The following is a 26,170-nucleotide window of genomic DNA, read 5'->3' as shown; positions in this document are numbered from 1 at the left end:
CCATGACCACCCTCGCCAAGGAAGTCCTGCAATCGAGCAAGCAGCACATCGACAGCGCCCGCCTGTGGCAGTCACTGATGGACCTCGCCCACCTCGGCGCCACGGCCAAGGGCGGCGTCTGCCGCCTGGCGCTGACCGACCTCGACCGCCAGGCCCGCGACCTGTTCGTGCAGTGGTGCGAGGCGGCCGGCTGCACGGTGAGCATCGATGCGGTCGGCAACATCTTCGCCCGCCGCCCCGGGCGCAACGCCAAGCTGCCGCCGGTGATGACCGGCAGCCATATCGATACCCAGCCCACCGGCGGCAAGTTCGACGGCTGCTTTGGCGTGATGGCCGGGCTGGAGGTGATCCGCACCCTCAACGACCTGGGCGTGGAGACCGAGGCGCCGCTGGAGGTGGTGGTGTGGACCAACGAGGAAGGCTCGCGCTTCGCCCCGTGCATGATGGGTTCGGGGGTGTTCGCCAACAAGTTCACCCTCGAAGAGACCTTGGCCAAGCGCGACGCCCAGGGCGTGAGCGTCGGCGAGGCACTGAACGCCATCGGCTACGCCGGCAGCCGCGTCGTGACCGGCCACCCGGTGGGCGCCTATTTCGAGGCGCACATCGAACAGGGCCCGATCCTCGAGGACCAGCACAAGACCATCGGCGTGGTGCTCGGCGCCCTTGGCCAGAAATGGTTCGACCTGACCCTGCGCGGCGTCGAGGCCCACGCCGGTCCCACGCCGATGCACCTGCGCAAGGACGCCCTGGTCGGCGGCGCCGCCGTGGTCGAGGCGGTCAACCGCACCGCCCTCGCCCACCAGCCCCATGCCTGCGGCACGGTCGGCTGCCTGCAGGCCTATCCAGGCTCACGCAATGTGATCCCCGGCGAAGTGCGCATGACCCTGGACTTCCGTCATCTCGAAGGCGAGCAACTGGACGCGATGATCGCCGAAGTGCGCCAGGTGATCGAGGCCACAACTGCGAAACACGGGCTGAGCTACGAGCTGGTACCCACCGCCGACTTCCCGGCCCTGTACTTCGACAAGGGCTGTGTCGAGGCGGTGCGCGACTCGGCGCGCAACCTGGGCCTGGCGCACATGGACATCGTCAGCGGCGCAGGCCACGACGCGATCTTCCTCGCCGAGCTGGGCCCGGCCGGGATGATCTTCGTGCCCTGCGAAGGCGGCATCAGCCACAACGAAATCGAGAACGCCGCCCCTGGGGATCTCGCGGCCGGTTGCGCGGTGCTGTTGCGGGCGATGCTGGCGGCGTCGGAGGCGATTGCCGGCGGGCGATTGGCGGCCTAGCAGGCGATAAAAGGACCGTGCGGGCTTGGCCCGCGACGCAGGCAACGAGGTGCATGGCACAGGCGGTGCCGGTGTTGGCGGGGCAAGCGCGTGTTACACATGCACCTTCCAAGAACCTTGGCTGAGCCCGGAGCAGGCCACTGGCCGCAAAATTCCCGCGTGCGGCGGTATACTCGCCAGCTTTCGAACCGCGCCCGGGAATCCGCCATGCAGCAAGTCCTGCTCATCGTCGATGTGCAATCCACCTTCAGCCCCTCCGAGAAACTGGTGGATGGCATCCGCGTGCTGTCGGCGCACATTCCCACCATCGCCTCGATCGAGCTGCACGACGAGCAGGCCACCCCGTTCCAGCGCCAGCTCGGCTGGCACCCGGCCGCTGAGGATGTGGCCCTGGTCGAGGCGGACAAGGTGTTCATCAAGCATGGCTATGGCCAGACCGCCGAGACACTGGACTACATCAAGCAGCTGGGCGTCGAACGCGTGCTCGTGTGCGGGCTGCAGACCGAAACCTGCGTGCTGGCTGCCGGCTTCGCCCTGTTCGATGCAGGCCTGACGCCGACACTGGTCACCGACCTGACCATGGGCTCCTCGCTGGACCGTTCCGGTCAGCTGGGCATCGACCTGTGGAAACACCACTTCGGCCACGTCACTACCGCCGCCGAAGTGCTGGCAGGGCTGCGCGCCCCGCGAGACAACCCATGACCCCCAAGCGCGTATTGATCGTCGAGGACGACGCCGATGGTGCAAGCATCCTGGAGGCCTACCTGAAGCGCGACGGTTTCGAGGTGGACATCGCCGAGGACGGCGCCCGCGGACTTGCCCTGTTCCGTCAGCGCACGCCGGCGATCGTGCTGCTGGACATGATGCTGCCAAAAATGTCCGGCCCGGAGCTGCTGACCGAGATCCGCCGCAGCGCCGACACCCCGGTGATCATGGTCACCGCCATCGGCGACGAGCCGGACAAGATCGGCGCCCTGCGCTACGGCGCCGACGACTACGTGGTCAAGCCTTGCAACCCCAAGGAGGTGGTGGCCCGGGTACACGCGGTGCTGCGCCGCTACGGCACGCCGGCAGACAATCGCCAGCGCCTCGAGTGCCAGGGCGTCTGGGTCGACGCCGAGCGCTTCGTGGCCGGAGTACGGACCCGCGATGGCGAGGAGCAGGTGCTCGACCTGACCCGTTCGGAACTGCTTCTGCTCGCCGCGCTGCTGCGCACACCGACCAAGGCCTTCAGCCGCGAGGAACTGCTTGAGCTGTGCATGCCCGAGAGCGATGCGCTGGTGCGCATCATCGACACCCACGTGCACAACCTGCGGCGCAAGCTCGAAGCCCTGGGCATCAGCGGCGTGCTGGTGACCGTGCGCTCCGTTGGCTACCGGTTCCGCTGACCGCTTATGCGCAAACGTCCGCTGTGGCTGTGGGTCGGCCTGAGAATGACCCTGCTCGCCGTCGGCGCGGTGATCACCATTACCGTGTGCATGTACCTGTACTTCTGGATCAGCGACTACCTGGTGCTGCAATCGATGCGACCCGAGGACCGCGCCGCGCTGGTGGCCGGCCTGGCCGATGTGCCGCGCAACGAGTCCAGGCTGTGGCACTTGCTGCAGACCTACTACGACATCCACGACTTTCTTCCCGGCCCCGGTAACAGCATCGACTGGCTGGTGCTCTACGGCTTCGTCATCGTGATCATTCCGTTCACCTTGATGGTCGGCCTGTACCTGTCCAGGCCGCTGTCCCGGCAGTTCCGCCAGATCGCCGTAGGGGCACGGCGGGTGGCCGAGGGCGACCTCAGCGTGCGGGTCAGCCAGCACCCGCGCCAGCCCAAGGAAATGCAGCGCCTGTGCACCGACTTCAACAAGCTGGTCGAACGCCTGGCGCTGTATGAAAGCGAAGTGGCCGAGTCGAGCTCCAACCTGGCCCATGAACTGCGCACCCCGCTCAATGCCGCGCTGGGTCGGGTGCAGGGCATGCTCGACGAGGTGTTCCCGCTGTGCCCTGAGCAATTGCGCCTGGTGCAGAACCAGCTGTACAACCTCAACACCCTGGTGGGCGACCTGCACCTGCTGTCCCTGGCCCATGCCGGGCAGCTGCCCCTGCACATCAGCCTGTTCTCCCCGGCCAGGCTGGTCGAGGAGCGTCTGGCCTGGTTCGCGCCGCAATTCGAGGCCGCCAGGATGCAGTTGCACACGGCGCTTGCCGATGACGTGGTGATCGAGGCCGACCCGGCGCGGATCGGCCAGTTGATCAACATCCTGATCGAGAATGCCCTCAAGTACGCCTCCGACGGCCGCGAGCTCAGTGTCGCCGTGCGCCAGGCCAAAGACTGCGTGCAGCTGGAATTCCTCGATCGTGGGCAAGCGGTCGAGCAGAAGGACCTGGGCAACATGTTCGTGCGCTTCTGGCGCGCCGAACAGTCGCGGGCGCGGGTCAGCGGCGGCGGCGGCCTGGGCCTGTCGATCGCCCAGGCGATCTGCGAGGCCCATGGCGGCCGCATCACCGCACATCGCCGGAGCGAGGGCGGGCTGGCACTGCAGGTGACATTACCTCTGGTCACGACAGCCTGAAGGCTTGACACGTTGTCGTGTAGAAGCGGCCTTGCACCGCGAAAGGGCTGCGCAGCACCGCAAAAACGCACCCGATCACCAACGCAGCAGTCGAGGCCCTGCCACCGCCCCGACGACGGTCGGCAACAACATCCCCAACAGGTACCACAGCCCCCAGAACGGTACACCCATTTCCGGGCAGTGCAGGCAGTACACGAGGGTCGCGGTGGATCCAGCGAGCAGCCCGCCAGCTGCGCCGGCCTGGCGCAGCCGGGTCGGTGCCAGGCCGCGCAGGGCCCAGAACACGGCGGCGAATACGGGTGCCGAGAGCAGGGCTATGTTCAACGCGCAGGTGCGCCAGGTGCGGCCGAAGATAAGGTCGGCGCGGGCCTCCACCGGCGCGCCGGCCAGGCTGACGGCTGCCCCCAGCCACACCAGCAGCAGCGGCAGGCCGAGCAATCCCCACAGCGCGCCACCGCGCACACCCGGCCTGGCCAGGCGCTGGGTCAGCCACAGGGCCAGCAGGCCCAGGCTGGTGGGCAAGGCCAGCTTGGCCCAGAACAGCGGCGTGCGCGCCACCTCGGCCAGATCGCTGCGCACGCCGTAGATGGCAGCGGTCATCAGCAATGCGCCCAGCATGCCGGCCAGCAGCGCCAGCAGCAGCCGTCGCGCCAGCACGTGACGATCCACCGGCTCTGCGGCGGTCGCCAAAAGGCTGATCAGCTCATCGGTCTTCATGGTCGTCTTTACCTCGAATCAACCTTCCCAGGGCCTTGAGCCCCCGGTGTATGCCCACCTTCACCGCCGAACTGGACAGCCCGGTGAGACGCGCGGTTTCCTCCACCGACAGCCCTTCCAGCTTGACGTGGACGATGGGCAGGCGCTGGCGGTCGGGCAACAGCCCAAGCAGCTTGTTCAAGTCCCGGCGGGCCTCGGCCGGCGCTTCATCAGCACAGGCGAACAGCTCGCTGTCGTCCTCCAGCGGCTCATGGCGTGCCTCGCGCCGGGCCTGGCCGCGCCAGTGGTCGGCCAGCTTGTAGCGGGCGATCGCCTGCACCCAGGCGGTAAGCGGTTGCTGCGCCTGGTAGGTGTGACGGGCATTGTGCACCGCCAGCAGCACCTCCTGCAGCAGATCCTCGACCTCGGCCGGTCGCTGCGCCAGGCGCCGACGCAAGAAACCACGCAGGTGCACCGCCAGCGCCGCGAGAAATTCGCGATAGGCCCCGGCGTCACCGGCCAGCCCAAGCAACAGCAGGGCCTGCAAGTGTGACTCGCGTGCACTGAGCACATCCTGTGGGTTAGTTCGTTGCATCGGCCGCCAGGGTTACACCGTCTGTGGGTTTCTTTTTTATCCAACCATCGCCGCAACGCCCTACGCAAGCACCGACGCCACCTCCTTACCTTAGGAGGCCGGCGCAGGTGGCGAAAAATATTTTCGCAGGCGCTGTAACCGCCTCGCCCATCACCGCGAACTACTCCATGAGCCGCCGGTACATCACCACGGCCCCACCTTCTGGAGACGACACCATGAAAACCCTCGCCCTCGCCACCGCCGCCCTCGCCCTCGCCTCCCTGGCAGGGGCAGCCGTGGCCGACGACACCACCAAGGCAGCCACCATGGAGAAATGCTACGGCGTGGCCATGGCCGGCAAGAACGACTGCAAGGCCGGCGCCGGCACCACCTGCGCCGGCAGCGCGAAAAAGGACTACGACGGCATGCACTGGAAAAACGTACCGACCGGTACCTGCACCTCGATCAAGACCCCCAACGGCATGGGTTCGCTGACCCCGGTCAAATCCTGAGCAGAGGCCATCGACCATGAACGGGAATCAGCCGATGGGCGCAGGGCTCGGCTTGAAGGCCGAGCACTATGACCAGGCCTGGGCCTGCCACGCCGAAGGGTTGTGGTTCGAAGTCCATCCGGAGAACTACATGGTCGGTGGCCCTCGTCTGGCCTGGCTGGCGCGGATGGCCGAGCGCCATCCGCTGTCGCTGCACGGCGTGGCGCTGTCACTGGCGGCGGATGCCGAACCTGACACCACGCACCTGCGGCGCCTGCGTACCCTGATCGACCAGGTACGCCCGGCCCTGGTGTCGGAGCACTTGGCCTGGTCGACCTGGCGCGGCCAGTATCATCCAGACCTGCTGCCCTTTCCACGCAGCGACGAGGCCCTGGCCCGTATTGCCGACAACATCCAGCGCACCCAGGACGGTTTGGGCTGCCACATCTCCATCGAGAACCCCAGCCATTACCTGCACTTGCAGGGCCATGACCTGGATGAGATCGACTTCCTTGCCGAGCTGGTGCGACGCACCGGCTGCGGCCTGTTGCTGGACGTCAACAATGTGTACGTCAGCGCCCACAATCTCGGCTTCGATGCCGCCGACTACCTCGCCCGCTTCCCTGCCCAGGCCATCACCGAGATTCACCTGGCCGGGCACAGTCACGACGACCAGGGCGCACTGCTGGTCGATTCCCACGATGCCGCCATCGCTGCGCCGGTGTGGTCGCTGTACCAGCAGTTGATCGCCCGCATCGGTCCGCGCCCGACCTTGATAGAACGCGACGGCAACATCCCGGCGTTCGACGAACTGCTCGCCGAACGCGCCTTCGCCCAGGCCACCCTGGACCTGGCAGGAGCCTTGCCATGAACCTCAGCCTCGGACAGTTCCAGAACGCCTTCATCGACGCCCTCTATCAGCGCCCCGCGCCTGAGCTGGCGACACTGACGGCGCAGCCCGCGTTCGCGGTGTATCGCAACACGGTGCTGTCCGGTTGCGTCGAGGCCCTGCGCGCCAACTTTCCCAGCGTCGAGACCCTGGTCGGGCAGCAATGGATGCACGACGCCGCCGCGGAATATGCCCGGCAATCGCCGCCCTGTGATGTGCGGCTGATCCGCTATGGCGCGGCGTTTCCGGCATTTCTCGAGGCGTTGCAGCCCGTCCATGGACTTTGCTACCTGGCGGATGTCGCACGGCTGGACTTCGCCTGGTGCGAAGCATTCAGCGCCGACGACGATCCCTGGCTGAGATTGGCCGACCTGGCCGGCATGACCGCCTCGGACCTCGAACACAGCCAGTTGAGCCCGCGCTCCGGCGTGCGCTGGCACTGGTTCGACCAGCATCCTGCCTACAGCCTCTGGCAGCACGGCCGCGATGGCAGGCCCTGGCCCGAGGACCAGCCCTGGGTGGCCGAAGGCGCCCTGCTCAGCGGCGACCGCGAAGGCGTCGTCCACCAGCCGTTGAGCCTGGGGGGATGCATCTTCCTCGATGCCTGTGCCGCCGGCTACCCATTGGACAAGGCCTCGCAGTTGGCCCTGCACGCCCAACCCAACCTGGACTTCAGTGACCTGCTGGGCAGGCTGCTGAATGCCCGGGCCTTGCGCCCGCTCGCCTTCACCTGAGGAAAACGCCATGGACATCAGCCACGCCAGTTCATCGCCCCACGGCCTGCGTTTTTACTGGAACCGCCTCGCCGAACAGCTGCAACGCCTGCTTGGCGACAGCGTCCTGTGCCTGGTCGCCCGCCTGGGCATCGCCTCGATCTTCTTTCTGTCCGGTCGGACCAAGGTCGAAGGCCTGCTGAGCATCACCCCCGGCACCTACGAGCTGTTCCAGAGCGAGTACGCCTTGCCGCTGGTGTCACCCTGGCTGGCGGCGCACCTGGCGACCTACGCCGAGCACCTGTTCCCACTGTTGCTGGTACTCGGCCTGTTCACCCGGCTGTCAGCCCTGGCCCTGCTGGGCATGACCCTGGTGATCGAGATCTTCGTCTATCCGGACGCCTGGCCCACCCACCTTTCCTGGGCCGGCCTGCTCCTGCTGCTGATCGCCCGGGGCGGCGGTGCACTGTCCCTGGACCGGGTATTGCGCTTGCGTTAAGAAAAAGGGTCGCCAAGCGACCCTTTTCATTCATTCGAGCGACTCGGCTCAGAGCCCTGCCGCCCGCGCCCGCGCCGCGTGCAGCTTCTTGTAGCTCTCCACCAGGCGCAGGTGGCGATCCAGTCCCTCGAGCTGCAGGTTGGTCGGCGTCAACCCATGGAACCGGACGCTGCCGTCCACCGAGCCCAGCACCGCGTCCATCCGCTCATTGCCGAACATGCGACGGAAGTTGTGCTCGTAGTCGGCCATCTCCAGCTCATCGTCCAGCACCACCTCCAGCACCACGTTCAACGCCTGGTAGAACAGCCCGCGCTCGACGGTGTTGTCGTTGAACTGCAGGAACATCTCGACCAGCTCCTTGGCCTCCTCGAAACGCTGCAGCACCAGGTGGATCAACAGCTTCAGCTCGAGGATGGTCAGCTGACCCCACACCGTGTTGTCGTCGAACTCGACGCCGATCAGCGTGGTGATGGTGGTGTAGTCATCCACCTCGGCGTTGTCCAGGCGCTTGAGCAGCAGCTTCAGCGAACGATTGTCCAGCTTGTGCAGGTTGAGGATATCGGCACGGAACCCCAGCGCGCGGTTGGTGTTGTCCCAGATCAGGTCCTCGACCGGGTAGATCTCGGAATAACCCGGCACCAGGATGCGGCAGGCAGTGGCGCCAAGGTCGTCGTACACGGCCATGTACACCTCCTTGCCCAGGTCCTTGAGGATGCCGAACAGGGTCTGCGCCTCCTGCTGGTTGGAGTCCTCGCCGTGCCCCGAGAAGTCCCACTCGACGAACTCGAAGTCGGCCTTGGCGCCGAAGAAGCGCCACGACACCACGCCGCTGGAATCGATGAAGTGCTCGACGAAGTTGTTCGGCTCGGTCAGCGCGAGGCTGTCGAAGGTCGGCTGCGGCAGGTCGTTCAGGCCCTCGAAGCTGCGGCCCTGGAGCAGTTCGGTGAGGCTGCGTTCCAGCGCCACCTCGAAGCTCGGGTGGGCGCCGAACGAGGCGAACACGCCGCCGGTGCGCGGGTTCATCAGGGTCACGCACATCACCGGGAACTCACCGCCCAGCGACGCGTCCTTGACCAGCACCGGGAAGCCCTGCTCCTCCAGCCCCTGGATGCCGGCGACGATGCCCGGGTACTTGGCCAGCACCTCCTGCGGCACGTCCGGCAGGCACAGCTCGCCTTCGAGGATCTCGCGTTTGACCGCTCGCTCGAAAATTTCCGAAAGGCACTGGACCTGTGCCTCGGCCAGGGTGTTGCCGGCGCTCATGCCGTTGCTCAGGTACAGGTTCTCGATCAGGTTGGACGGGAAGTACACCGTCTCGCCGTCCGACTGGCGCACGAACGGCAGCGAGCAGATGCCACGCTCCTTGTTGCCCGAGTTGGTGTCGTACAGGTGCGAGCCGCGCAGCTCGCCGTCGGGGTTGAAGATCTGCAGGCAGTGCTCGTCGAGGATCTCGGCCGGCAGCGCGTCCTTGGGTCCTGGCTTGAACCACTGCTCGTTGGGGTAGTGCACGAACGCCGCATTGGCGATGTCCTCGCCCCAGAACTGGTCGTTGTAGAAGAAGTTGCAGTTCAGCCGCTCGATGAACTCGCCCAGCGCCGAGGCCAGCGCCGCTTCCTTGGTCGCGCCCTTGCCATTGGTGAAGCACATCGGCGACTGCGCGTCGCGCACGTGCAGCGACCAGACATTGGGCACGATGTTGCGCCAGGAGGCGATCTCGATCTTCATCCCCAGGCCCGCGAGGATCGCCGACATGTTGGCGATGGTCTGCTCCAGCGGCAGGTCCTTGCCCGGAATGTAGGTGCTGGTATCCGACACCGGCATCAGCAGCGCCTGGGCGTCGGCGTCGAGGTTGTCGACCTGCTCGATGATGAACTCGGGGCCGGTCTGCACCACCTTCTTCACGGTGCAGCGGTCGATGGAGCGCAGGATGCCCTGGCGGTCCTTCTCGGAGATGTCCTCGGGCAGCTCGACCTGGATCTTGAAGATCTGGTTGTAGCGATTCTCGGGGTCGACGATGTTGTTCTGCGACAGGCGGATGTTCTCGGTCGGAATATCGCGGGTCTGGCAGTACAGCTTGACGAAGTACGCCGCGCACAGCGCCGACGACGCCAGGAAGTAGTCGAACGGCCCCGGGGCCGAGCCGTCGCCCTTGTAGCGGATCGGCTGGTCGGCGATCACCGTGAAGTCGTCGAACTTGGCTTCGAGACGAAGGTTGTCGAGAAAATTGACCTTGATTTCCATGCGCAGGGGTACCAAAAGCGGGCGGGAACGGATAAATGGCGGGCATTATCCGGGATTTTTGCCGGAAAGTGTTGGCCTGCGACGAGCTGGGGATTGCTGCCCCTCGCAAAAGCCAGCCGTGCTTACTACGCTGGGTCATCGACAGGGAGAGCGAGACGACAATGCCCCATCACGCGACACTTCAGCAGGCCGGTTACGTCCTGCTTCGCCAGGCCGTCCCCCAGGGATGGCTGGAAGAACTGCGCCATGTGTTCGAGGCCGGGGTGAAACCTGCGCGGCAGTGGCCAGTGCCGCGCGCCAGCGACTGGCGTCACTCGCAACTGGACTGCGCCAAGCGGGTCCAGGCGGTCTGCCGCCTGCCGCAGTTGCTGGCAGCGGTGGGCGCGCTGATCGGCGAACGGTTCTTTCTCTACCAGGTGGAGGGCCGTGCCCCCGTGGCGGGTGGCGGCCACCAGGCGCTGCATCGCGATCTGTCGATGCAGCGGCCGGGCGACCTGGTGGGTGTCATGGTCTATCTGGACGACTACGGCCCGCAGAACGGCGCCACCCGCATTGTCCCTGGCAGCCACCGGCCTGAACCTGGCGAGACGCCCTTCGACTACAGCGACGAATCCCGGAGCCTTCACCTGTCGGGGCGCGCGGGGGATGCCCTGGTGTTCGATGTAGACCTGGTGCATGCCGCCAGCCTGAATGCCAGCGGCGCGCCGCGCCGCGCCTTGCTCATCGGCTATGCCGCCGAACCGCTCCAGGTGGCACTTCAGCAAACCGAGCATTTGCGCAATGTGCACATGAACACGCAGGAATGCTTCGAACCCTCAGACTACGTGTTCACAGCACCATGACCGGGAGCCTGCCATTCACCCGACCGATCCTCGCGATGTAGGGGCTGTAGGCCGCTGCAACCAGGACGGCAACTTCATCGGCGTCGTCGAGCATGGCCCGGCGCAGGCGGATTGCAGCATCCATGTCCGTCTCAGTCCCTGACTACCGGCCACAGCACCGCTTGAGCAGCCACTACATGTCCCTTGCTGCTATCGAAGGTCACACTGGGCGACCCATGAAGCTGATAGCCCAAGGCCAGGCTCTCGGAAATACGCTGGCAGAAACTGGCGTCGTCCTTGCCGGTGATCAGGCGATAGACCGGCAGGCCGTTGGGTGGGGTCGAGGGCATCTGAGTATTCCTTTCATGGCAGGCGTCTATCGCGTGCGAGGCCGGGCATCATGCCATAGCTATCGTGTTGATTCGCCTCGGTGTGGGCTGAGCGGGCATGCTCCATAAGGATGGCACCGGCTGCGCCGGTTCGGCCATGAGTGGTGTTTCTTAACCAACCCCTGCTGAAAAGAGTGTTACCGAAACGCAGAGTGAGCCCTCGAATAATGCAGAAGATCGCATTCAAACCACAATGGATGAGTTGAAGGCTCACACGCCACCCCATTAACTCATTAGACGACATCTACGAATTCGCTGACCAATTAAGGGACACCGTGGGCTACTACGAGTAAAGAAAAGACGCCCTCGCCACTGGAGTGCCGCCGGAGCAAGGATAACCCTACCGTCTCACCATCAACTGCCCCCCGCCCGATCCCGCACCGGACACTGCGCCCGGTGCAGGTTCAACGCCGTATTGATGATCCCGATATGGCTGAACGCCTGCGGGAAATTCCCCAGCATGCGCTTCCCCGCCGGGTCGTACTGTTCGGCCAGCAGCCCCACGTCATTGCACAAGCCCGTCAGTCGCTCATACAGCACCTGCGCCTCGTCCTGCCGCCCCAGCAGCACATACACATCCGCCAGCCAGAACGAACACACCAGGAACGTCCCCTCCCCCGGCGTCAGGCCGTCGCTGCAACTGTCGCTGTCGTAGCGCAGCAGCAGGCCGTTGCGCAGCAGGCGCCTTTCGATCTGTTCCAGGGTGCGCAGAAAGCGTGGATCGTCGGCCGGCAGAAAGCCGGTCAGGGCGATCTGCAGCAGACTCGCGTCCAGCTCCGTCGAGCCGTAGGCCTGGACGAAGTGCCGGCCGCCGGCGTCCAGCCCGCGCCGGCAGACCTCGTCACGGATCTCGTCCGCCACCTGGCGGTAATGCCGGCTGCGCTCACGCCCCTCCTCGGTGGTGTCGGCCAGGCCCGCCGCCCGGTCGAAGGCAACCCAGGCCATGACCTTGGAGTGCACGAAGTGCTGGCGGCCGCCCCGCACCTCCCACAGCCCCTCGTCCGGCTCTCGCCAGATGCCTTCCAGGTACGGCAGGATCGCACGGGCGATGGCTGCGCCGCGCGAGTGGCGCGGCAGCCCGCCCTTGATGGCCTGGGTCATGGCGTCGGCCAGTTCGCCGTAGATGTCCAGCTGCAACTGCCCGGCGGCGGCATTGCCGACCCGAACCGGTTGCGAGCCCTCGTAACCCGGCAGCCAGGGCAAGGTGAACTCGGGAAGATCCCGCTCCCCCGCCAGGCCGTACATGATCTGCATCTGCTCGGGGTTGCCGGCCACCGAGCGCAGCAGCCATTCGCGCCAGGCCTGGGCCTCGTCGAAGTAGCCCAGGTTCATCAACGCCAGCAGGGTCATGGTGGCGTCGCGCAGCCAGCAGTAGCGGTAGTCCCAGTTGCGCTCGCCGCCGACGCGCTCGGGCAGCGAGGTGGTGACGGCGGCGACCATGCCGCCAGTGGGCGCGTAGGTCATGGCCTTGAGGGTCAGTAGCGAACGACGTACCCGGTCGGTGTAAGGCCCGACATCAGGGCAGCGGGCGGCGAAGGCGCGCCACTGCTCCAGGGTCTGTTCGAAGTCGTGGTCAATGTCGCATTCGGGCTGCACGGGCAGGTGCGAGGCCTGGTGGCAGAGGCTGAATACCTGGCGCTGCCCCGCGCCCACGCGAAAACGGGCGACGCTGTGGTGGTCGCGGCCATGGATTTCGGTGCTGCTGCGCAGGATCAGCCGATCGGGACCGGCGACGGCGCTCAGGGTCAGCGGGTCGATCTTTTCCACCCAGGGCACGCTGCGGCCGTAGTCGAAGCGCAGCACCAGGTCCATCTCGAAGGCCGTTTCGCCGGCCAGGCCCTCGACGATGCGCAGCACGGCGTTGCGCTCGCCTAGGGGCATGCAGTCGAGCACCCGGGCGCGGCCACTGGCGGTGGTCCAGGTGGTTTCCAGTACCAGGGTGTCGTCGAGGTAGCGGCGCGCGCTGTGCTCGACCGGGTCGCTGGGGGCGATGCGCCAACGTCCGTTTTCCTCGTTGCCCAGCAGCGCGGCGAACACCGCGGGAGCATCAAAGCGTGGCAGGCACAGCCAGTCGAGGGCGCCGTCGCGGTTGATCAGGGCGGCGCTACGGCAGTTGCCGATGAGGGCGTAGTCTTCGATGTGGGCGGGCATCTCGGAGCCTCGGGAGGGAGGTTGAGGTTGGATGCCGGAGAGGGATTCAGGGTTCCGCTGAAGTGCTCTCGGGGTGGAGTAGAAGTTGTCGATATCGATGCCCAGGAACATTGATCCACGACATTGAGCCACTCTTTTCCTGTGCTAGAAATAGCGGGCCAGAGGCTGCTTACAGGAATGAGCATGCCTCTGCCCATGCGTAGCCATTACGCAGGATCAATCCCCTCAACAAGGACGTTATATGAAGATCGTCGGACTTTCCGCAATACTGCCGTCACGCCAAGTCACCAACCAGGACGTCATCAACCTGGTCGAACAACACTCCAGGGACACCTTCCAGGAGGACTTGCCGAAAACCTTGAAGACCATCGGCAAGTTGCTGGACAAAAGCGGCAGCGATACCCGCCATTGGCTGGCGGCTGACGAGACGCCGATGGCCCTGATGGAAGCAGCATTCGACGCGGCGCTGGCCCAGGCCAATATCAGCAAGGCCGACCTGGACCTGCTGATCTATCCCAACGTCACCCGTGGTTTCATCGAACCGGCCAACAGTACCTTCATCGCCAAGGCGCTGGGCCTGAACTGCCGCAACTTCGATGTGGTCGACGCCTGCAACGGCTGGGTGACGGCCATGGACGTCATCAACAGCAAGATGCAAGCCGGTGAAATCCGCTACGCCGCCATCGTCAACATGGAGTTCGGCATGTCGGAAGGCGGGCCGGTGATGCCCAAGAACTTCTCGTTGCAGTCGTCGGCCGAACTGGCCTACAAGTTCCCGAGCTTTACCATTGGCGAGGCCGCCGTCGTCACCATCCTGAGTAACGAGGCACCGGGGAACTTCAAGTTCTCCTATATCAACCGACCTGATCTGAGTGACTTGTCGACGATCTCCTTGCCGGACTGGAAGCTGTTCTGCAACGAGGCCGATATCGCCAAGATCGAACCGACCGGTGGCCAGTACCAGTTCAACTCCTATGCCGCCGCCTTGCATGAAGACGGGCGCAACGAAGCGATGAAAGTCTTCAACATGCAGAACCTCACCGCGGACGACGTGCACAAAGTGTTCATCCATACCGGCTCGCCAAAGATGTGGGAACACATTGGCCAGATGATTGGCGTCGATCACAAGTTGCATCACGTCGGGCACAAGACCGGCAACATCATTACCGCGTCGATTCCCTTCGGCATCTTTGATGCCATGAGCCGGGGCGAAGCCGAGCCAGGCCAGTTCTGCATGGGCTGGGCGGGCAGTGGCGGGATGGTGTTCTCGGCGCTGTCGTTTACCTTGTAGGGCTGCTTTGAAGGCCTGCCGCCGCGCTGTAACGGCGGCAGGATGCTATCCCGGCCAGCGTCACCCCAGCGTGTGCCACTCGCGCTTATCCCGCGCCAGCAGTTCGTCGCCGGCCTCGGGGCCATCCTCCCCCGCCGCATACCCATGCACTTCGCCGCCCTCGGCCGCCCAGGCATCGAGGAACGGTTGCACCGCGCGCCAGCCGTTTTCGATGTTGTCGGCTCGCTGGAACAGGGTCTGGTCGCCGGTGAGGCAGTCGTAGATCAGCGTCTCGTAACCGGTCGCTGGGGTCATCTTGAAGAAGTCCTTGTAGGCGAAGCCCATCTCGACATTTTCCATCACCAGCTCCGGCCCTGGGCGCTTGGCCTGCAGGTCGAACCACATGCCTTCGTTGGGCTGGATCTGGATCTTCAGGTAGTTCGGCTTGGGCCGCTCCAGCTCGCTTTCGCGAAACTGCGCGTAGGGCGCCGGCTTGAAGCAGATGGCGATCTCGGTGTCGCGCACGCTCATGCGCTTGCCGGTACGCAGGTAGAACGGCACCCCGGCCCAGCGCCAGTTGTCGATCATCACCTTGAGGGCGACGTAGGTCTCGGTCTGGCTGTGCGGGGCGACGTTGGCCTCCTCGCGATAACCGGGCAGTTGCTTGCGGCCCTGCTTGCCGGCGCTGTACTGGCCACGCACGGAATTGCGCAGGGCCATCTTGTGCGACCAGGGGCGGATGGCGCCGATCACCTTGGCCTTTTCACCGCGCACGGCGTCGGCGCCGAAGGCCGCCGGTGGCTCCATGGCGACCATGGCCAGCAACTGGAACAGGTGGTTGGGCACCATGTCGCGCAGGGCGCCGGTGTTGTCGTAGAACGCCCCGCGCGTCTCGACGCCGACAGTTTCGGCGGCGGTAATCTGCACGTGGTCGATGTAATGATTGTTCCAGAACGATTCGAACAGGCCGTTGGAGAAACGGCTGACCAGGATGTTCTGGACGGTCTCCTTGCCCAGGTAATGGTCGATACGGTAGATCTGCCGCTCGTTCATCACCTTGAGCAGGCGGGCGTTGAGCGCCTCGGCGCTGGCCAGGTCAGTGCCGAAGGGCTTTTCCACCACCACCCGGCGAAAGCCACCGCCCGACTCGTCGAGCAGGCCGGCATCGCCCAGGCGCTGGGCCACCTCGGGGAAAAAGCGTGGCGAGGTGGCCAGGTAGAAGATGGCGTTGCCGTGGCGCGTCTTGTCGATGCGCCGGGCCAGGGCCTGGTAAGTCTGCGGATCGAGGAAATCGCCGGTCTGGTAGTCCAGGCGCTTGGCCAGGCGTGCCCAGAGCTTCTCGTCCAGGCACTTGCCGGCATCGCGCTCGGCCATGAAGGCATGCAGGCGCTCGGCGAACGCCTCGGCCGTGGCGGCATTGTGGTCGACTCCGACGATGCGCATGTTGCGATCGAGCAGGCCGTCACGGCTGAGGTTGTACAGCGCCGGCATCAGCAGGCGCTTGACCAGGTCGCCGCTGGCGCCGAACAGGAACAGGGTGCAGGGCGGCGCAGCGGGGATGGTCGATTTGCTCATTCAGTCCTTCTTCTTCTCGACGTGGCCGCCAAAGCCCAGGCGCATGGCGGAAAGGATCTTGTCACCGTAGGTGCCCTGCTGCTGGCGCGAGCGGAAGCGGGCGAACAGCGCGCTGGACAGCACCGGCACCGGCACGGCCTGCTCGACGGCGGCGTCGATGGTCCAGCGGCCTTCGCCGCTGTCGGAGACCGAACCGCTGAATTCGGTCAGTTGCGGGTCGGCGACCAGCGCGTCGGCGGTCAGGTCCAGCAACCAGGAGGTGACCACGCTGCCGCGGCGCCACACTTCGGCGATCTCGGCCACATTCAGGTCAAAGCGCTGGTCCTTCGGCAGTTCCGGGCCGCCCTTGCTGCGCAGCAGGTCGAAGCCTTCGGCGTAGGCCTGCATCAGGCCGTACTCGATGCCGTTGTGCACCATCTTCACGTAATGGCCGGCACCGGGCGGGCCGGCGTGGATGTAGCCGTGCTCGGCGCGCTCGTGCTCGCCGCTGCGGCCCTGGGTGCGCGGAATGTCGCCGACGCCCGGGGCGAGGGCCTTGAACAGCGGCTCCAGGCGCTCGAACACCGCCTTCTCGCCGCCGATCATCATGCAGTAGCCACGGTCCAGGCCCCACACGCCGCCCGAGGTGCCGACGTCGAGGTAGTGCAGGCCACGCTTGCCCAGTTCGGCGGCGCGGCGCACATCATCCTTGTAGAAGGTGTTGCCGCCATCGATGATGGCGTCGCCCGGCTCGAGCAGGTCGGCGAGCTGGGCGATGGTCTGCTCGGTGATTTCGCCCGCCGGCAGCATGACCCATACTGCCCGCGGCGCCTTGAGTTTCTGCACCAGCGCACCCAGGTCGTGGGCGCCCACGGCACCTTCGCCTTCCAGGGTGGTGATGGCTTCGCGGTTGCGATCGTGGACCACAGTGCTGTGACCTGCGCGCATCAGGCGCCTTGCGATATTGCCGCCCATGCGGCCAAGCCCGATGATTCCCAGTTGCATGTGACGACGCTCCCGTTGGTTTTGCTTTACAACAATTGACGATTTCAGATTAGTCCAGCGTTCTGGCGGAGGGTTCACCGACGAACGGGGCGACAACGATAAACAAAAAAGTTCCCAAGGGCCTGCGAAGAATTCAGAATGCGCGCCGCGCGAAGCGACTACGCTTCAAATTGTCACCAGCCATGCGAGGTGTGCCATGGGTACCCTGATGCCAGCCACTCCCACCCAGACCCTCTATGTCACCGTGCGCCGCGACGAGCTGCGCCAGTTGAAGGACGAACGTGACCAGTTGCGTCAGCAGGTCGCCCAGCTGAACCTGCTGCTCGAGCAGGCCCGCGTGCACGGCAAGGCCGCCGGTCTCTGATTCACCCTTCCTGTGTGGGAGCACCTTGGCTCCCACCCGCTCACTGACGCCCTTCCTTGTTGCCGTATCGCGCCCGTAGCGGGTCGAACCCTAACGTAGCGCTGCGACCCTCATATTTTGCAACAACTCGCCAACGTTTGCGCGGGCAAACGTCCGCGAGAAACATGACCAACGGGTCACTTTTCTTGCATTTGGTCTCCTACACTGCAGTTTCGGCCCGCGTTTTGCTCATAAAAAAAGTGACGTAAAAAAGTCGAACTTTGCAAAGCACGGGCAGGTCAGGACTTAAGTGGGCCGGTGCAAAAGGACTTCCTCACGCCAGGCCCGCCCACCCCAACCAGTCAATACGTCTTTCGGCCGGAATGCCGAACGTGCCGTGCCTGCGCGCACGAATCTGGGGCAAGGACCGCACTACGAAGATGCAACAACGATCAGAGAGCACACCCACGAGCCAACGTTAAGCACACACCAGAACAAGGGACGGAGAGAAGTATGATCAGTGCCGCTGTCGAACCTCACGTAGAATCATTCAACCCGGATAGCCGCGAGCCGCTGCCAGCGGCGCTCGCTCCGACAGTCAAGGCACCCGGCGCCCAGCGCCAGCACAATCCGAACAAGCGCAAGATCCTGTTCGTCACCTCGGAGATCGCCGACCTGGTCAAGACCGGCGGCCTGGGCGACGTGTCCTCCGCCCTGCCCCGCGCCCTGGCGCATTTGCACGATGTGCGGGTACTGATCCCCGGTTACCGGCAGGTAATGGAAAGCGACAACCCCATCCATATCGTCGGCGAACTGGGTGGCCACGCAGCCCTGCCACCGTGCAGGATCGGCCGCATGGACCTGGCCGACGGCCTGGTGATCTACGTGCTGATCTGCCCCGAGCTGTACCAGCGCGACGGCACGCCCTACGGTGCCAACAACGGCCGCGACTGGCCCGACAACCATATCCGCTTCGCCCGCCTGGGCTTGGCGGCGGCGGAAATCGCGGCTGGCGAAGGCATGGCCCACTGGCGCCCCGACCTGGTGCACGCCCACGACTGGCCGGCCGGGCTGGCCCCGGCCTACATGCACTGGCGCGGCTTGAGCACCCCGACCCTGTTCACCATCCACAACCTGGCCTATCAGGGCGTGTACAGCCGCGGCTGCAGCCCGGAGCTGGCGATCCCCGACCACGCCATGCAACAGGAAGGCATGGAGTTCTACGGCAAGCTGTCGTTCCTCAAGGCCGGCCTGGCGTACTCCAGCCACATCACCACGGTCAGCGCCACCTATGCCCGGGAGATCACCACCCCCGAGTTCGGCTGCGGCCTGGACGGTTTCCTGGCCAGCAAAGCGCAACAAGGGCTGCTCGGCGGCATCCCCAACGGCATCGATGAAAGCTGGGACTCGGCCACCGACCAGCACCTGCACCACAATTTCAGCCTCAACGACTGGGCCGGCAAGGCGCGCAACGCCCAGCAGGTACGTGAGCTGTTCGAACTGGAGCCGTCGGACGGTCCGCTGTTCGCCGTTGTGTCGCGGCTGGTCTACCAGAAAGGCCTGGACCTGACCCTGGGGGTGGCCGACTACATCGTCCAGCAGGGCGGCCAGATCGCCATCATCGGCCGCGGCGAACCCGAGGAGGAACAGGCCATGCGCGAGCTGGCCCTGCGTCATCCGGGCCGTATCGGCGTGCGCATCGGCTTCAACGAGACCGACGCCCGGCGCATGTTCGCAGGCAGTGACTTCCTGCTGATGCCGTCGCGCTACGAGCCTTGCGGCCTGAGCCAGATGTACGCCCAGCGCTTCGGCTCGCTGCCAGTGGCGCGCAACACCGGTGGGCTGGCCGACACCATCGAGAACGGTGTCACCGGCTTTTTGTTCGACGATTCGACCGTCGACAGCTACCGCGAGGCCCTGGCCCGCGCCTTCTACGTGTACGGCAAGAAGAGCCTGTTGAACGCCATGCGCTGCCTGTCGATGACCCAGCCGTTCAACTGGTGCCAGGCGGTGGAGCCCTATGCACGCCTGTACGAGGACTTGGTCAAGCAGGCGCAGCACAGCCACTACTGAGCGGGGAATTGAAGATGCACAGGCATGGCGCACACCTGCTGGACGCCACGTCGGCGCGCTTCGCCCTCTGGGCGCCGGATGCGCGCAGCGTGAGCGTGGAACTGGAGCAGCAGCCGGCGATCGAGCTGTTGCCCGACGGTGACGGCTGGTACACCGGCGTGGCCCCGTGCCGGGCCGGTGACCGTTACCACTACCGTATCGACAATGCACTGAAGGTGGCCGACCCGGCCTCGCGCTATCAGCCCGATGGCGTACAGGGGCCGAGCCAGGTGGTGGATGTGGCCAGCTACGCCTGGCGACACCCCTGGCAGGGCCTCCCCTGGCACGAAGCGGTCATCCAGGAGCTGCATGTCGGCTTGCTCGACGGCTACGTCGGGGTGGCCCGGCACCTGCCGCGTCTGGCCGAACTGGGCATCAGCGCCGTCGAACTGATGCCGCTGGGACAGTTCCCTGGCGAGCGGAACTGGGGTTACGACGGCGTGCTGCCCTATGCGCCGCAAAACACCTATGGCAGTCCCGAGCAATTGTGTGAGCTGGTCGACCAGGCACATGGCCAGGGGCTGATGGTGCTGGTCGATGTGGTGTACAACCATTTTGGCCCCGACGGCAATTACCTGCAGCAGTACGCCAGCCCATTCTTTCGCGAGGACCGGCAGACTCCCTGGGGTGCAGCCATCGACTTCCGTCGCCCGCAGGTGCGCGAGTACTTCATCCAGAACGCCCTGATGTGGTTGTGCGACTACCGCATTGATGGCCTGCGCCTGGATGCCGTGCACGCCATCGATCAGCCCGACTTCCTGGTCGAGTTGGCGCAACGGGTACGCGCGGCCGTGGAGCCGGGCCGTCACGTATGGCTGGTGCTGGAAAACGAGCACAACCAGGCCGCACTGCTGCAGCAAGGCTTCGACGCGCAGTGGAACGACGATGGCCACAACGCCCTGCATGTGTTGCTGACCGGCGAGACCGAAGGCTACTACGCCGACTACAAGGACCGACCGATCAACCAACTGGCCCGCTGCCTGGCCGAAGGCTTCGTGTTCCAGGGCCAACCCGACCGCCACGGCACGCCCCGCGGCGAGCCCAGCGGCCACCTGCCACCGAGCGCCTTCGTGCTGTTTTTGCAGAACCACGACCAGATCGGCAACCGCGCCCTGGGTGAACGCCTCACCCGCCTCTGCCCACCGCCGGCCCTGCGCGCCGCCACCGCGCTGCTGCTGCTGGCGCCGATGATCCCGCTGCTGTTCATGGGCGACGACGACGGCAGCCGTGAGCCGTTCCTGTTCTTCACCGATTTTCACGATGAGCTGGCCGACGCCGTGCGTGAGGGCCGCCGCGGCGAGTTCGCCCATTTCGACGCCTTCGCCGACCCGCACAAGCGCGAGCAGATACCCGACCCGAATGCCGAGGCGACCTTCGCCTCATCCAGGCCCCGGCAACGGAATGTACTGGCCGGCTGGCACGGTCTGTACCAGCAATTGCTCGACCTGCGCCGGCGCCATGTCGTACCGCACCTGCCCGGCGCACGCGCCCTCGGCAGCGAGGTGCTCGGCGACCAGGCGCTGACCGCCCGCTGGCGCCTGGGCAATGGCGACGAGCTGCGCATCGACCTCAACCTCGCCGCCCAACCCCAGCCGGTCGCGCTGCCCGCCCTTCAGCGGCGCCTGTACGACAGCAGCGACAACGCCCACCCCGACTCGGCCCTCGCCGCGCACAGCTGCGTGGTCAGCCTACTGCCCCCCGACCAGGAGACGCAATGAGCGAACAGCCCCTCCACCGCCTGGCCGCGCGGGTCGGCCTGGCCCGCGACTGGATCGATGCCAACAACCGCCCGCAGCAGGTCAGCGACGAGGTATTGCGCCGAGTGCTCGCAGGCCTCGGCCACCCGGCCGGCGATGCCGCCGCCATCGCTGCCAGCCTGCGCGCCGTCGAGCAAGCCGAGGACAGCGAGCACCTGCCGCCACTGCTGACCGTCGATATCGGCCAGCCCCTGGACCTGCGGCGCTATTTCACCGCCGACCGCCAGGCGCACTGCACACTGGAGGACGGCAGCCTCCGCCACCTGGCCCTGGACACCCAGGCGCGGTTGCCGGGCGAGCTGCCGCTGGGCTACCACCGGGTTGACATCGATGGCCGCAGCTTCAGCGTGGCCGTGGCGCCGCCGCGCTGCCATGCCCTGGAGGACCGCGTCGAGCAGCAACCGCCGCGCTGCTGGGGCATCGCGGCGCAGCTGTACAGCCTGCGCCGCCCCGGCGATGGCGGCTACGGCGACTGCCTGGCCCTGGAGCAACTGGCGCGCAACGCCGCAGAGCGCGGCGCCGATGCCTTGGCGATCAGCCCGATCCACACCCTGTCGGCGTTCGATCAGCGCCACTTCAGCCCCTACTCGCCCTCCAGCCGGCTGCTGCGCAACGTGCTGTACGCCAGCCCCGGTGTGGTCTTTGGCGAGCGCGAGGTGCGCATGGCCATCGAGGCCTGCGACCTGCAGGCGACCCTCGACACGCTGGAGCAGCAGGCGCTGGTGGACTGGCCACGGGCCGCCGATGCCCGCCTGCGCCTGCTCGAGGCGCTCTACCGGCAGTTCAGCCAGGGCGAGCATCCATTGCGCGAGGACTTCGAGAGTTTCCGCGCCAGCGCCGGCGAGCGACTGGAGCACCATTGCCGCTTCGAAGTGCTGCAGGCGGAAGCTGTCAGTACGGGCCTGGGCGCCGACTGGCGCCGCTGGCCCAAGGCCTGGCACGACCCCTACCACCCCGAGGTCGAAGCCTTCGCCAACGCCTATCCGGCGCGGGTCGAGTTCCACGCGTTCTGCCAGTGGCTGACCGAGCGCAGCCTGCAGCGGGCCCAGGACGCGGCGCGCGGCAACGGCATGGCGGTAGGCCTGATCGCCGACCTGGCGGTGGGGGCCGACGGCGCCGGCAGCCAGGCCTGGAGCCGCCAGGACGAACTGCTGGCCGAGCTCAAGGTCGGCGCGCCACCGGACATCCTCAACCGCTCCGGCCAGGATTGGGGCATCTGCGCCTTCTCCCCCGAAGGCCTCAGGCGCAACGGCTACCGCGCGTTCATCGAGATGCTGCGGGCCAACCTGGCCCATGCCGGTGGCCTGCGCATCGACCATGTGATGGGCCTGCGCCGGCTGTGGCTGATCCCCCGCGGCGCCAAGCCGAGCGAAGGCGCCTACCTGGACTATCCGCTGGACGACCTGCTGCGCCTGCTGGCGCTGGAATCGGCGCGACACCAGGCGATCATCCTCGGTGAAGACCTGGGCACCGTGCCCGAGGGCCTGCGCGAACGCCTGGCCGACAAGGCCGTGCTGGGCATGCGCGTGCTGCCGTTCGAGCAGGCCGCGCCCGGACAGCTCAAGCCGATCCTCGACTGGCCGGACAATGCCCTGGCCACCACCGGCACCCACGACCTGGCGCCCCTGGCCGGTTGGCTGGCGGGCCGCGACATCGACTGGAGCCATCGCCTGCAACTGATCGACGCCGCCACCGAGCTGCACTGGCGCCACACCCGGGCCCTGGAACGCGACGGCCTGCGCCGCACCCTGGAGCAGAACTACGGGCCACTGCGCGGCGACGACGCGCTGATCGACGCGGCGATCCGCTATGTTGGCCACACCCGCGCCCCCCTGGTACTGGTGCCGCTGGAAGACCTGCTGGGCAGTGACGAGCAGGCCAACCTGCCCGGCACCACCGAAGGCCACCCCAACTGGCGCCGGCGCTTCAAGGCGCCAGCATGCGATCTGCTCGACGACGAGGACGCCGCCCGCCGCCTGGAGCTGCTGGCCCAGGCTCGCGAACAGGCCTGGGAGCGTGACCGATGAAACCGTTGACCGCGACCCTGCGACTGCAACTGCACAGCGACTTCACCCTGGATGACGCGGTGCCGCTGGTGCCCTACTTCGCCCGCCTTGGCATCAGCCACCTGTACGCTTCGCCGATCCTCACCGCCCGCGCCGGTTCCCGGCATGGCTACGACGTGGTCGACCCGACCCGGGTCAACCCGGAGCTTGGCGGCGAGGCGGCGCTCGAACGCCTGGTGGCCGCGTTGCGCCAGCACGGCATGGGGCTGATCCTCGACACCGTGTCCAACCACATGGCCGTCGGCGGCGCCGACAATCCCTGGTGGCAGAGCCTGCTGGCCTGGGGCCGGCGCAGCCCCTATGCGGAATTCTTCGATATCCAGTGGCATTCCAGCGACCCGTTGCTGGCCGGGCAACTGTTGCTGCCGTTCCTGGGCAGCGATTACGGCGCGGCCCTGCAAAACGGCGAGATCCCGCTGACCTTCGAGGCGCCACAGGGGCGTTTTGAGGTGGCCCACCATGAACATCGCTTCCCGATCTGTCCGCTGGACTACGGGCGCATCCTCGATCAGGCCGAGGATCCGCGCCTGCAGGCACTGGCCGCGCACTTCAGCGCCCTCGGCGAGGCCGACGACCCACTGGCCGCGGCCCTGTCCCTGCAGCACGAGCTGGCGCGCCTGGCCGCCGCCGGCGCGGACCTGCAAGCGGCCCTCGGCGCCTTCGACAGCCGCACCGAGGCCGGTTTCAAGCGCTTGCACCTGCTGCTGGAACGCCAGACCTACCGCCTGGCCAGCTGGCGCACCGCCGCCGACGACATCAACTGGCGGCGCTTCTTCGACATCAACGAACTCGGTGGCCTGCGCGTCGAGCGCGCGGTGGTGTTCGAGGCCACCCATGCCAAGCTGTTCGAGCTGATCGAACGCGGCCTGGTGGACGGCCTGCGCATCGACCATATCGATGGCCTGGCCGATCCGCGACGCTACTGCCGCAACCTGCGCCGCCGGGTCGACCGCTTGCTGGCGCGACGGCCACTGGATGCCGCACTGGCGCACTTCCCGATCTATGTGGAGAAAATCCTCGGCGCCGACGAACACCTGCACCGCGACTGGCTCACCGACGGTACCACCGGCTACGAGTTCATGAACCAGGTGTCGCTGCTGCAGCACGATCCCGCCGGCGAGGGGCCGCTGGGCGAGTTGTGGAACAGCGTCAGCGAGCGCCCCGAGTTCGCCGAGGAGGTGCGCACTGCCCGCCACCTGGTACTCAACGCCAGCCTGGCCGGCGACTGCGAGTCGGTGGCCCAGGCCCTGCTGCAGGTGGCCCGCGACGACCTGATGACCCGCGACCTCACCCTTGGCGCCATTCGCCGGGCGCTGCAGGCGCTGGTCGAGCACTACCCGGTATACCGCACCTACATCAACGCCTGTGGCCGCCCCGCCGAGGACGAGGCGTTTTTCCAGCAGGCGTTGGCCGGGGCGCGGCAGTCACTGGGCGAAGCCGACTGGCCGCTGCTCGAGCAGCTAGAGCGCTGGCTCGGTGGCCAGCCGTGGCGCCGCTTGCCGCCGGGCCGGCCGCGCAAGCACCTGCACCATGCCTGCGTGCGCTTCCAGCAACTGACCGCGCCCAGCGCCGCCAAGGCCGTCGAGGACACCGCGTTCTATCGCTCGGCCCGCCTGCTGTCGCGCAACGACGTGGGCTTCGACGCCGAGCGCTTCAGCGCCGCGCCGGCCTGGTTCCACAACGAGGCCCAGCGCCGCCTGCGCGACTTCCCCGACAACCTGTTGGCCACCGCCACCCACGATCACAAGCGCGGCGAGGATTGCCGGGCGCGCCTGGCCGTGCTCAGCGAGCACGGCCCCTGGCTGGCCAGCCGCGTCGAGCACTGGCGCGAGCTGGCCGCGCCGCTGCGCGAAGCACTGGACGATGGCGAGGCCCCCAGCCCCGCCGACGAACTGCTGCTGTTGCAGACGTTGCTCGGCAGCTGGCCGCTGACCCTCGACCTGCATGACCCAACGGCCCTGCGCGCCTATGCCGAACGCATCCGCCAATGGCAGCGCAAGGCCCTGCGCGAAGCCAAGCTGCGCAGCAGCTGGGCCGCGCCGAACGAGCGCTACGAGCAGGCCTGCGCGACCTATGTCGACGGCCTGCTGCTGAACGACGAAAACCAGCAGTTGCGCCAGTCCCTGCACGAAGCGGCGCGCCGCCTGGCCTGCCCCGGCGCCTTGAACGGCCTGGTGCAGTGCCTGTTGCGCATGACCACGCCCGGCGTGCCGGATCTTTACCAGGGCAACGAGTACTGGGACCTGTCGCTGGTCGACCCGGACAACCGCCGCCCGGTGGACTACCCTGCAAGACGGGCCAGCCTGGACGACGCAACGCCCCTGGCCGATCTGCTCGCCCACTGGCGCGACGGCCGCCTCAAGCAGGCCCTGGTGGCCCGGGTGCTGGACGCCCGCCAGGCCCACCCCGAACTGTTCCAGCGTGGCGCCTACCTGCCGCTTGCCGTGCGCGGGCGCCATGCCGACAAGGTGCTGGCCTTCGCCCGGCTGGGCGAGGACGCCCGCGCCATCATCGTCGTACCGCGGTTGGCCAGCGCCCTGCTGGGCCCGGCCACCACCCCGTTGATCCCGGCACAGAACTGGGACGACACCCGGCTTGTCCTGCCGTTTGCCTTGTCGCCTGCCAACTGCTCGGGACTTTTCGGCGGCGGTGCTGTCACCCCTTCAAGGGAACTGATGTTGAGCACCGTGCTGATGGAGTTTCCAGTCAATGTGTTGATTGAACATGCCTAACTGCATTCAGG

General features: G+C 66.5%; 23 protein-coding genes. 15 read left to right on the top strand and 8 right to left on the bottom strand.

Going from position 1 to position 26,170, the window contains the following annotated elements; translation table 11 throughout:
- The first annotated feature begins 2 nt into the window (after positions 1-2).
- The 4 genes from AC25M7_RS23740 (at position 3) to AC25M7_RS23725 (ending at position 3,856) form a co-directional block, all read left to right on the top strand.
- A complete protein-coding gene (locus AC25M7_RS23740; RefSeq protein ID WP_486971530.1) occupies positions 3-1,289 on the top strand; it encodes an allantoate amidohydrolase in 1,287 nt (428 codons plus the stop codon).
- Between the two features lie 207 nt (positions 1,290-1,496).
- The gene (locus AC25M7_RS23735; RefSeq protein ID WP_062359445.1) at positions 1,497-1,991 is read left to right on the top strand and encodes a cysteine hydrolase family protein; all 495 of its coding nucleotides are present in this window, start codon (positions 1,497-1,499) and stop codon (positions 1,989-1,991) included.
- The gene (locus AC25M7_RS23730) at positions 1,988-2,677 is read left to right on the top strand and encodes a response regulator transcription factor (RefSeq protein ID WP_186595443.1); all 690 of its coding nucleotides are present in this window, start codon (positions 1,988-1,990) and stop codon (positions 2,675-2,677) included. The genes AC25M7_RS23735 and AC25M7_RS23730 overlap by 4 nt, the downstream gene beginning before the upstream one ends.
- A 6-nt stretch (positions 2,678-2,683) precedes the next feature.
- On the top strand, positions 2,684-3,856 hold the full coding sequence (locus tag AC25M7_RS23725) for an ATP-binding protein (protein ID WP_062359448.1): 1,173 nt from the start codon (positions 2,684-2,686) through the stop codon (positions 3,854-3,856).
- A 75-nt stretch (positions 3,857-3,931) separates the two neighbouring features.
- Here the strand turns inward: AC25M7_RS23725 and AC25M7_RS23720 are convergent, their stop codons facing one another.
- Both AC25M7_RS23720 and AC25M7_RS23715 read right to left on the bottom strand, forming a co-directional pair.
- The gene (locus AC25M7_RS23720; protein WP_069016343.1) at positions 3,932-4,573 is read right to left on the bottom strand and encodes a DUF1109 domain-containing protein; all 642 of its coding nucleotides are present in this window, start codon (positions 4,571-4,573) and stop codon (positions 3,932-3,934) included.
- Complete coding sequence (locus AC25M7_RS23715; protein WP_088852447.1) at positions 4,560-5,147, bottom strand: sigma-70 family RNA polymerase sigma factor; 588 nt, start codon at positions 5,145-5,147, stop codon at positions 4,560-4,562. Before AC25M7_RS23715 ends, AC25M7_RS23720 begins: the two co-directional genes overlap by 14 nt.
- Before the next feature lie 215 nt (positions 5,148-5,362).
- Between AC25M7_RS23715 and AC25M7_RS23710 the strand changes: the two genes are divergently transcribed.
- Genes AC25M7_RS23710 through AC25M7_RS23695 form a run of 4 tightly spaced genes read left to right on the top strand, consistent with a single transcriptional unit; the run spans position 5,363 to position 7,718 of the window.
- Positions 5,363-5,638 carry a BufA1 family periplasmic bufferin-type metallophore gene (locus AC25M7_RS23710; protein ID WP_028692560.1) on the top strand — a complete coding sequence of 92 codons (276 nt, stop codon included), beginning with the start codon at positions 5,363-5,365 and terminating at the stop codon, positions 5,636-5,638.
- A 16-nt stretch (positions 5,639-5,654) separates the two neighbouring features.
- Entirely contained in the window at positions 5,655-6,488 is an 834-nt protein-coding gene (gene bufB / locus AC25M7_RS23705) for an MNIO family bufferin maturase (protein WP_486971529.1), read from the top strand.
- On the top strand, positions 6,485-7,240 hold the full coding sequence (locus tag AC25M7_RS23700; protein WP_186595445.1) for an HvfC/BufC N-terminal domain-containing protein: 756 nt from the start codon (positions 6,485-6,487) through the stop codon (positions 7,238-7,240). The genes bufB and AC25M7_RS23700 overlap by 4 nt, the downstream gene beginning before the upstream one ends.
- A gap of 10 nt (positions 7,241-7,250) precedes the next feature.
- The gene (locus tag AC25M7_RS23695) at positions 7,251-7,718 is read left to right on the top strand and encodes a DoxX family protein (protein ID WP_096049848.1); all 468 of its coding nucleotides are present in this window, start codon (positions 7,251-7,253) and stop codon (positions 7,716-7,718) included.
- 48 nt (positions 7,719-7,766) lie between these two features.
- Here AC25M7_RS23695 and AC25M7_RS23690 read toward each other — a convergent pair whose 3' ends face one another.
- Complete coding sequence (locus tag AC25M7_RS23690; protein ID WP_486971528.1) at positions 7,767-9,959, bottom strand: OsmC domain/YcaO domain-containing protein; 2,193 nt, start codon at positions 9,957-9,959, stop codon at positions 7,767-7,769.
- 161 nt (positions 9,960-10,120) lie between these two features.
- Between AC25M7_RS23690 and AC25M7_RS23685 the strand changes: the two genes are divergently transcribed.
- Complete coding sequence (locus AC25M7_RS23685) at positions 10,121-10,801, top strand: phytanoyl-CoA dioxygenase family protein (protein ID WP_062359458.1); 681 nt, start codon at positions 10,121-10,123, stop codon at positions 10,799-10,801.
- On the opposite strand, the gene AC25M7_RS23680 is transcribed toward AC25M7_RS23685, so the two are convergent.
- The 3 genes from AC25M7_RS23680 to AC25M7_RS23670 all read right to left on the bottom strand — a co-directional run bounded on the left by AC25M7_RS23680 (position 10,788) and on the right by AC25M7_RS23670 (position 13,320).
- Positions 10,788-10,925, bottom strand: coding sequence for a hypothetical protein (locus AC25M7_RS23680; protein ID WP_158509985.1), 138 nt, complete (start codon positions 10,923-10,925; stop codon positions 10,788-10,790). The two genes, AC25M7_RS23685 and AC25M7_RS23680, sit on opposite strands and share 14 nt — an antisense overlap.
- 7 nt (positions 10,926-10,932) lie before the next feature.
- The gene (locus AC25M7_RS23675; RefSeq protein WP_062359459.1) at positions 10,933-11,130 is read right to left on the bottom strand and encodes a DUF1737 domain-containing protein; all 198 of its coding nucleotides are present in this window, start codon (positions 11,128-11,130) and stop codon (positions 10,933-10,935) included.
- A 393-nt stretch (positions 11,131-11,523) separates the two neighbouring features.
- The gene (locus AC25M7_RS23670; RefSeq protein ID WP_486971527.1) at positions 11,524-13,320 is read right to left on the bottom strand and encodes a glycoside hydrolase family 15 protein; all 1,797 of its coding nucleotides are present in this window, start codon (positions 13,318-13,320) and stop codon (positions 11,524-11,526) included.
- Positions 13,321-13,561: 241 nt separating this feature from the next.
- Between AC25M7_RS23670 and AC25M7_RS23665 the strand changes: the two genes are divergently transcribed.
- Complete coding sequence (locus AC25M7_RS23665; RefSeq protein ID WP_062359461.1) at positions 13,562-14,611, top strand: 3-oxoacyl-[acyl-carrier-protein] synthase III C-terminal domain-containing protein; 1,050 nt, start codon at positions 13,562-13,564, stop codon at positions 14,609-14,611.
- Positions 14,612-14,671: 60 nt separating this feature from the next.
- On the opposite strand, the gene zwf is transcribed toward AC25M7_RS23665, so the two are convergent.
- Complete coding sequence (zwf, locus tag AC25M7_RS23660) at positions 14,672-16,165, bottom strand: glucose-6-phosphate dehydrogenase (RefSeq protein ID WP_062359462.1); 1,494 nt, start codon at positions 16,163-16,165, stop codon at positions 14,672-14,674.
- Entirely contained in the window at positions 16,166-17,185 is a 1,020-nt protein-coding gene (gene gnd, locus AC25M7_RS23655) for a phosphogluconate dehydrogenase (NAD(+)-dependent, decarboxylating) (RefSeq protein WP_486971531.1), read from the bottom strand.
- Between the two features lie 160 nt (positions 17,186-17,345).
- Here gnd and AC25M7_RS23650 point away from each other — a divergent pair, with 160 nt between their 5' ends.
- The 5 genes from AC25M7_RS23650 to AC25M7_RS23630 all read left to right on the top strand — a co-directional run bounded on the left by AC25M7_RS23650 (position 17,346) and on the right by AC25M7_RS23630 (position 26,159).
- Positions 17,346-17,513 (top strand): DUF6026 family protein, encoded by a 168-nt coding sequence (locus AC25M7_RS23650; RefSeq protein WP_172402379.1) that lies wholly within the window; start codon positions 17,346-17,348, stop codon positions 17,511-17,513.
- A 492-nt stretch (positions 17,514-18,005) separates the two neighbouring features.
- Complete coding sequence (gene glgA, locus AC25M7_RS23645; RefSeq protein ID WP_028692576.1) at positions 18,006-19,565, top strand: glycogen synthase GlgA; 1,560 nt, start codon at positions 18,006-18,008, stop codon at positions 19,563-19,565.
- A gap of 14 nt (positions 19,566-19,579) precedes the next feature.
- On the top strand, positions 19,580-21,322 hold the full coding sequence (treZ, locus tag AC25M7_RS23640) for a malto-oligosyltrehalose trehalohydrolase (protein WP_486971526.1): 1,743 nt from the start codon (positions 19,580-19,582) through the stop codon (positions 21,320-21,322).
- On the top strand, positions 21,319-23,388 hold the full coding sequence (gene malQ, locus AC25M7_RS23635) for a 4-alpha-glucanotransferase (RefSeq protein ID WP_028692578.1): 2,070 nt from the start codon (positions 21,319-21,321) through the stop codon (positions 23,386-23,388). Before treZ ends, malQ begins: the two co-directional genes overlap by 4 nt.
- Complete coding sequence (locus tag AC25M7_RS23630; protein ID WP_486971525.1) at positions 23,385-26,159, top strand: malto-oligosyltrehalose synthase; 2,775 nt, start codon at positions 23,385-23,387, stop codon at positions 26,157-26,159. The genes malQ and AC25M7_RS23630 overlap by 4 nt, the downstream gene beginning before the upstream one ends.
- The last annotated feature ends 11 nt before the right edge of the window (positions 26,160-26,170 follow it).

It is taken from the genome of Pseudomonas sp. P106(2024) (genome assembly GCF_057480815.1).
This window is presented reverse-complemented; position numbering and strand designations above follow the sequence as displayed.

Coding starts and splice junctions, on each gene's coding strand:
- AC25M7_RS23740 (WP_486971530.1), top strand. CDS start 3: ATGACCACCCTCGCCAAGGAAGTCCTGCAATCGAGCAAGCAGCACATC.
- AC25M7_RS23735 (WP_062359445.1), top strand. CDS start 1,497: ATGCAGCAAGTCCTGCTCATCGTCGATGTGCAATCCACCTTCAGCCCC.
- AC25M7_RS23730 (WP_186595443.1), top strand. CDS start 1,988: ATGACCCCCAAGCGCGTATTGATCGTCGAGGACGACGCCGATGGTGCA.
- AC25M7_RS23725 (WP_062359448.1), top strand. CDS start 2,684: ATGCGCAAACGTCCGCTGTGGCTGTGGGTCGGCCTGAGAATGACCCTG.
- AC25M7_RS23720 (WP_069016343.1), bottom strand. CDS start 4,573: ATGAAGACCGATGAGCTGATCAGCCTTTTGGCGACCGCCGCAGAGCCG.
- AC25M7_RS23715 (WP_088852447.1), bottom strand. CDS start 5,147: ATGCAACGAACTAACCCACAGGATGTGCTCAGTGCACGCGAGTCACAC.
- AC25M7_RS23710 (WP_028692560.1), top strand. CDS start 5,363: ATGAAAACCCTCGCCCTCGCCACCGCCGCCCTCGCCCTCGCCTCCCTG.
- bufB (WP_486971529.1), top strand. CDS start 5,655: ATGAACGGGAATCAGCCGATGGGCGCAGGGCTCGGCTTGAAGGCCGAG.
- AC25M7_RS23700 (WP_186595445.1), top strand. CDS start 6,485: ATGAACCTCAGCCTCGGACAGTTCCAGAACGCCTTCATCGACGCCCTC.
- AC25M7_RS23695 (WP_096049848.1), top strand. CDS start 7,251: ATGGACATCAGCCACGCCAGTTCATCGCCCCACGGCCTGCGTTTTTAC.
- AC25M7_RS23690 (WP_486971528.1), bottom strand. CDS start 9,959: ATGGAAATCAAGGTCAATTTTCTCGACAACCTTCGTCTCGAAGCCAAG.
- AC25M7_RS23685 (WP_062359458.1), top strand. CDS start 10,121: ATGCCCCATCACGCGACACTTCAGCAGGCCGGTTACGTCCTGCTTCGC.
- AC25M7_RS23680 (WP_158509985.1), bottom strand. CDS start 10,925: ATGGATGCTGCAATCCGCCTGCGCCGGGCCATGCTCGACGACGCCGAT.
- AC25M7_RS23675 (WP_062359459.1), bottom strand. CDS start 11,130: ATGCCCTCGACCCCACCCAACGGCCTGCCGGTCTATCGCCTGATCACC.
- AC25M7_RS23670 (WP_486971527.1), bottom strand. CDS start 13,320: ATGCCCGCCCACATCGAAGACTACGCCCTCATCGGCAACTGCCGTAGC.
- AC25M7_RS23665 (WP_062359461.1), top strand. CDS start 13,562: ATGAAGATCGTCGGACTTTCCGCAATACTGCCGTCACGCCAAGTCACC.
- zwf (WP_062359462.1), bottom strand. CDS start 16,165: ATGAGCAAATCGACCATCCCCGCTGCGCCGCCCTGCACCCTGTTCCTG.
- AC25M7_RS23650 (WP_172402379.1), top strand. CDS start 17,346: ATGGGTACCCTGATGCCAGCCACTCCCACCCAGACCCTCTATGTCACC.
- glgA (WP_028692576.1), top strand. CDS start 18,006: ATGATCAGTGCCGCTGTCGAACCTCACGTAGAATCATTCAACCCGGAT.
- treZ (WP_486971526.1), top strand. CDS start 19,580: ATGCACAGGCATGGCGCACACCTGCTGGACGCCACGTCGGCGCGCTTC.
- malQ (WP_028692578.1), top strand. CDS start 21,319: ATGAGCGAACAGCCCCTCCACCGCCTGGCCGCGCGGGTCGGCCTGGCC.
- AC25M7_RS23630 (WP_486971525.1), top strand. CDS start 23,385: ATGAAACCGTTGACCGCGACCCTGCGACTGCAACTGCACAGCGACTTC.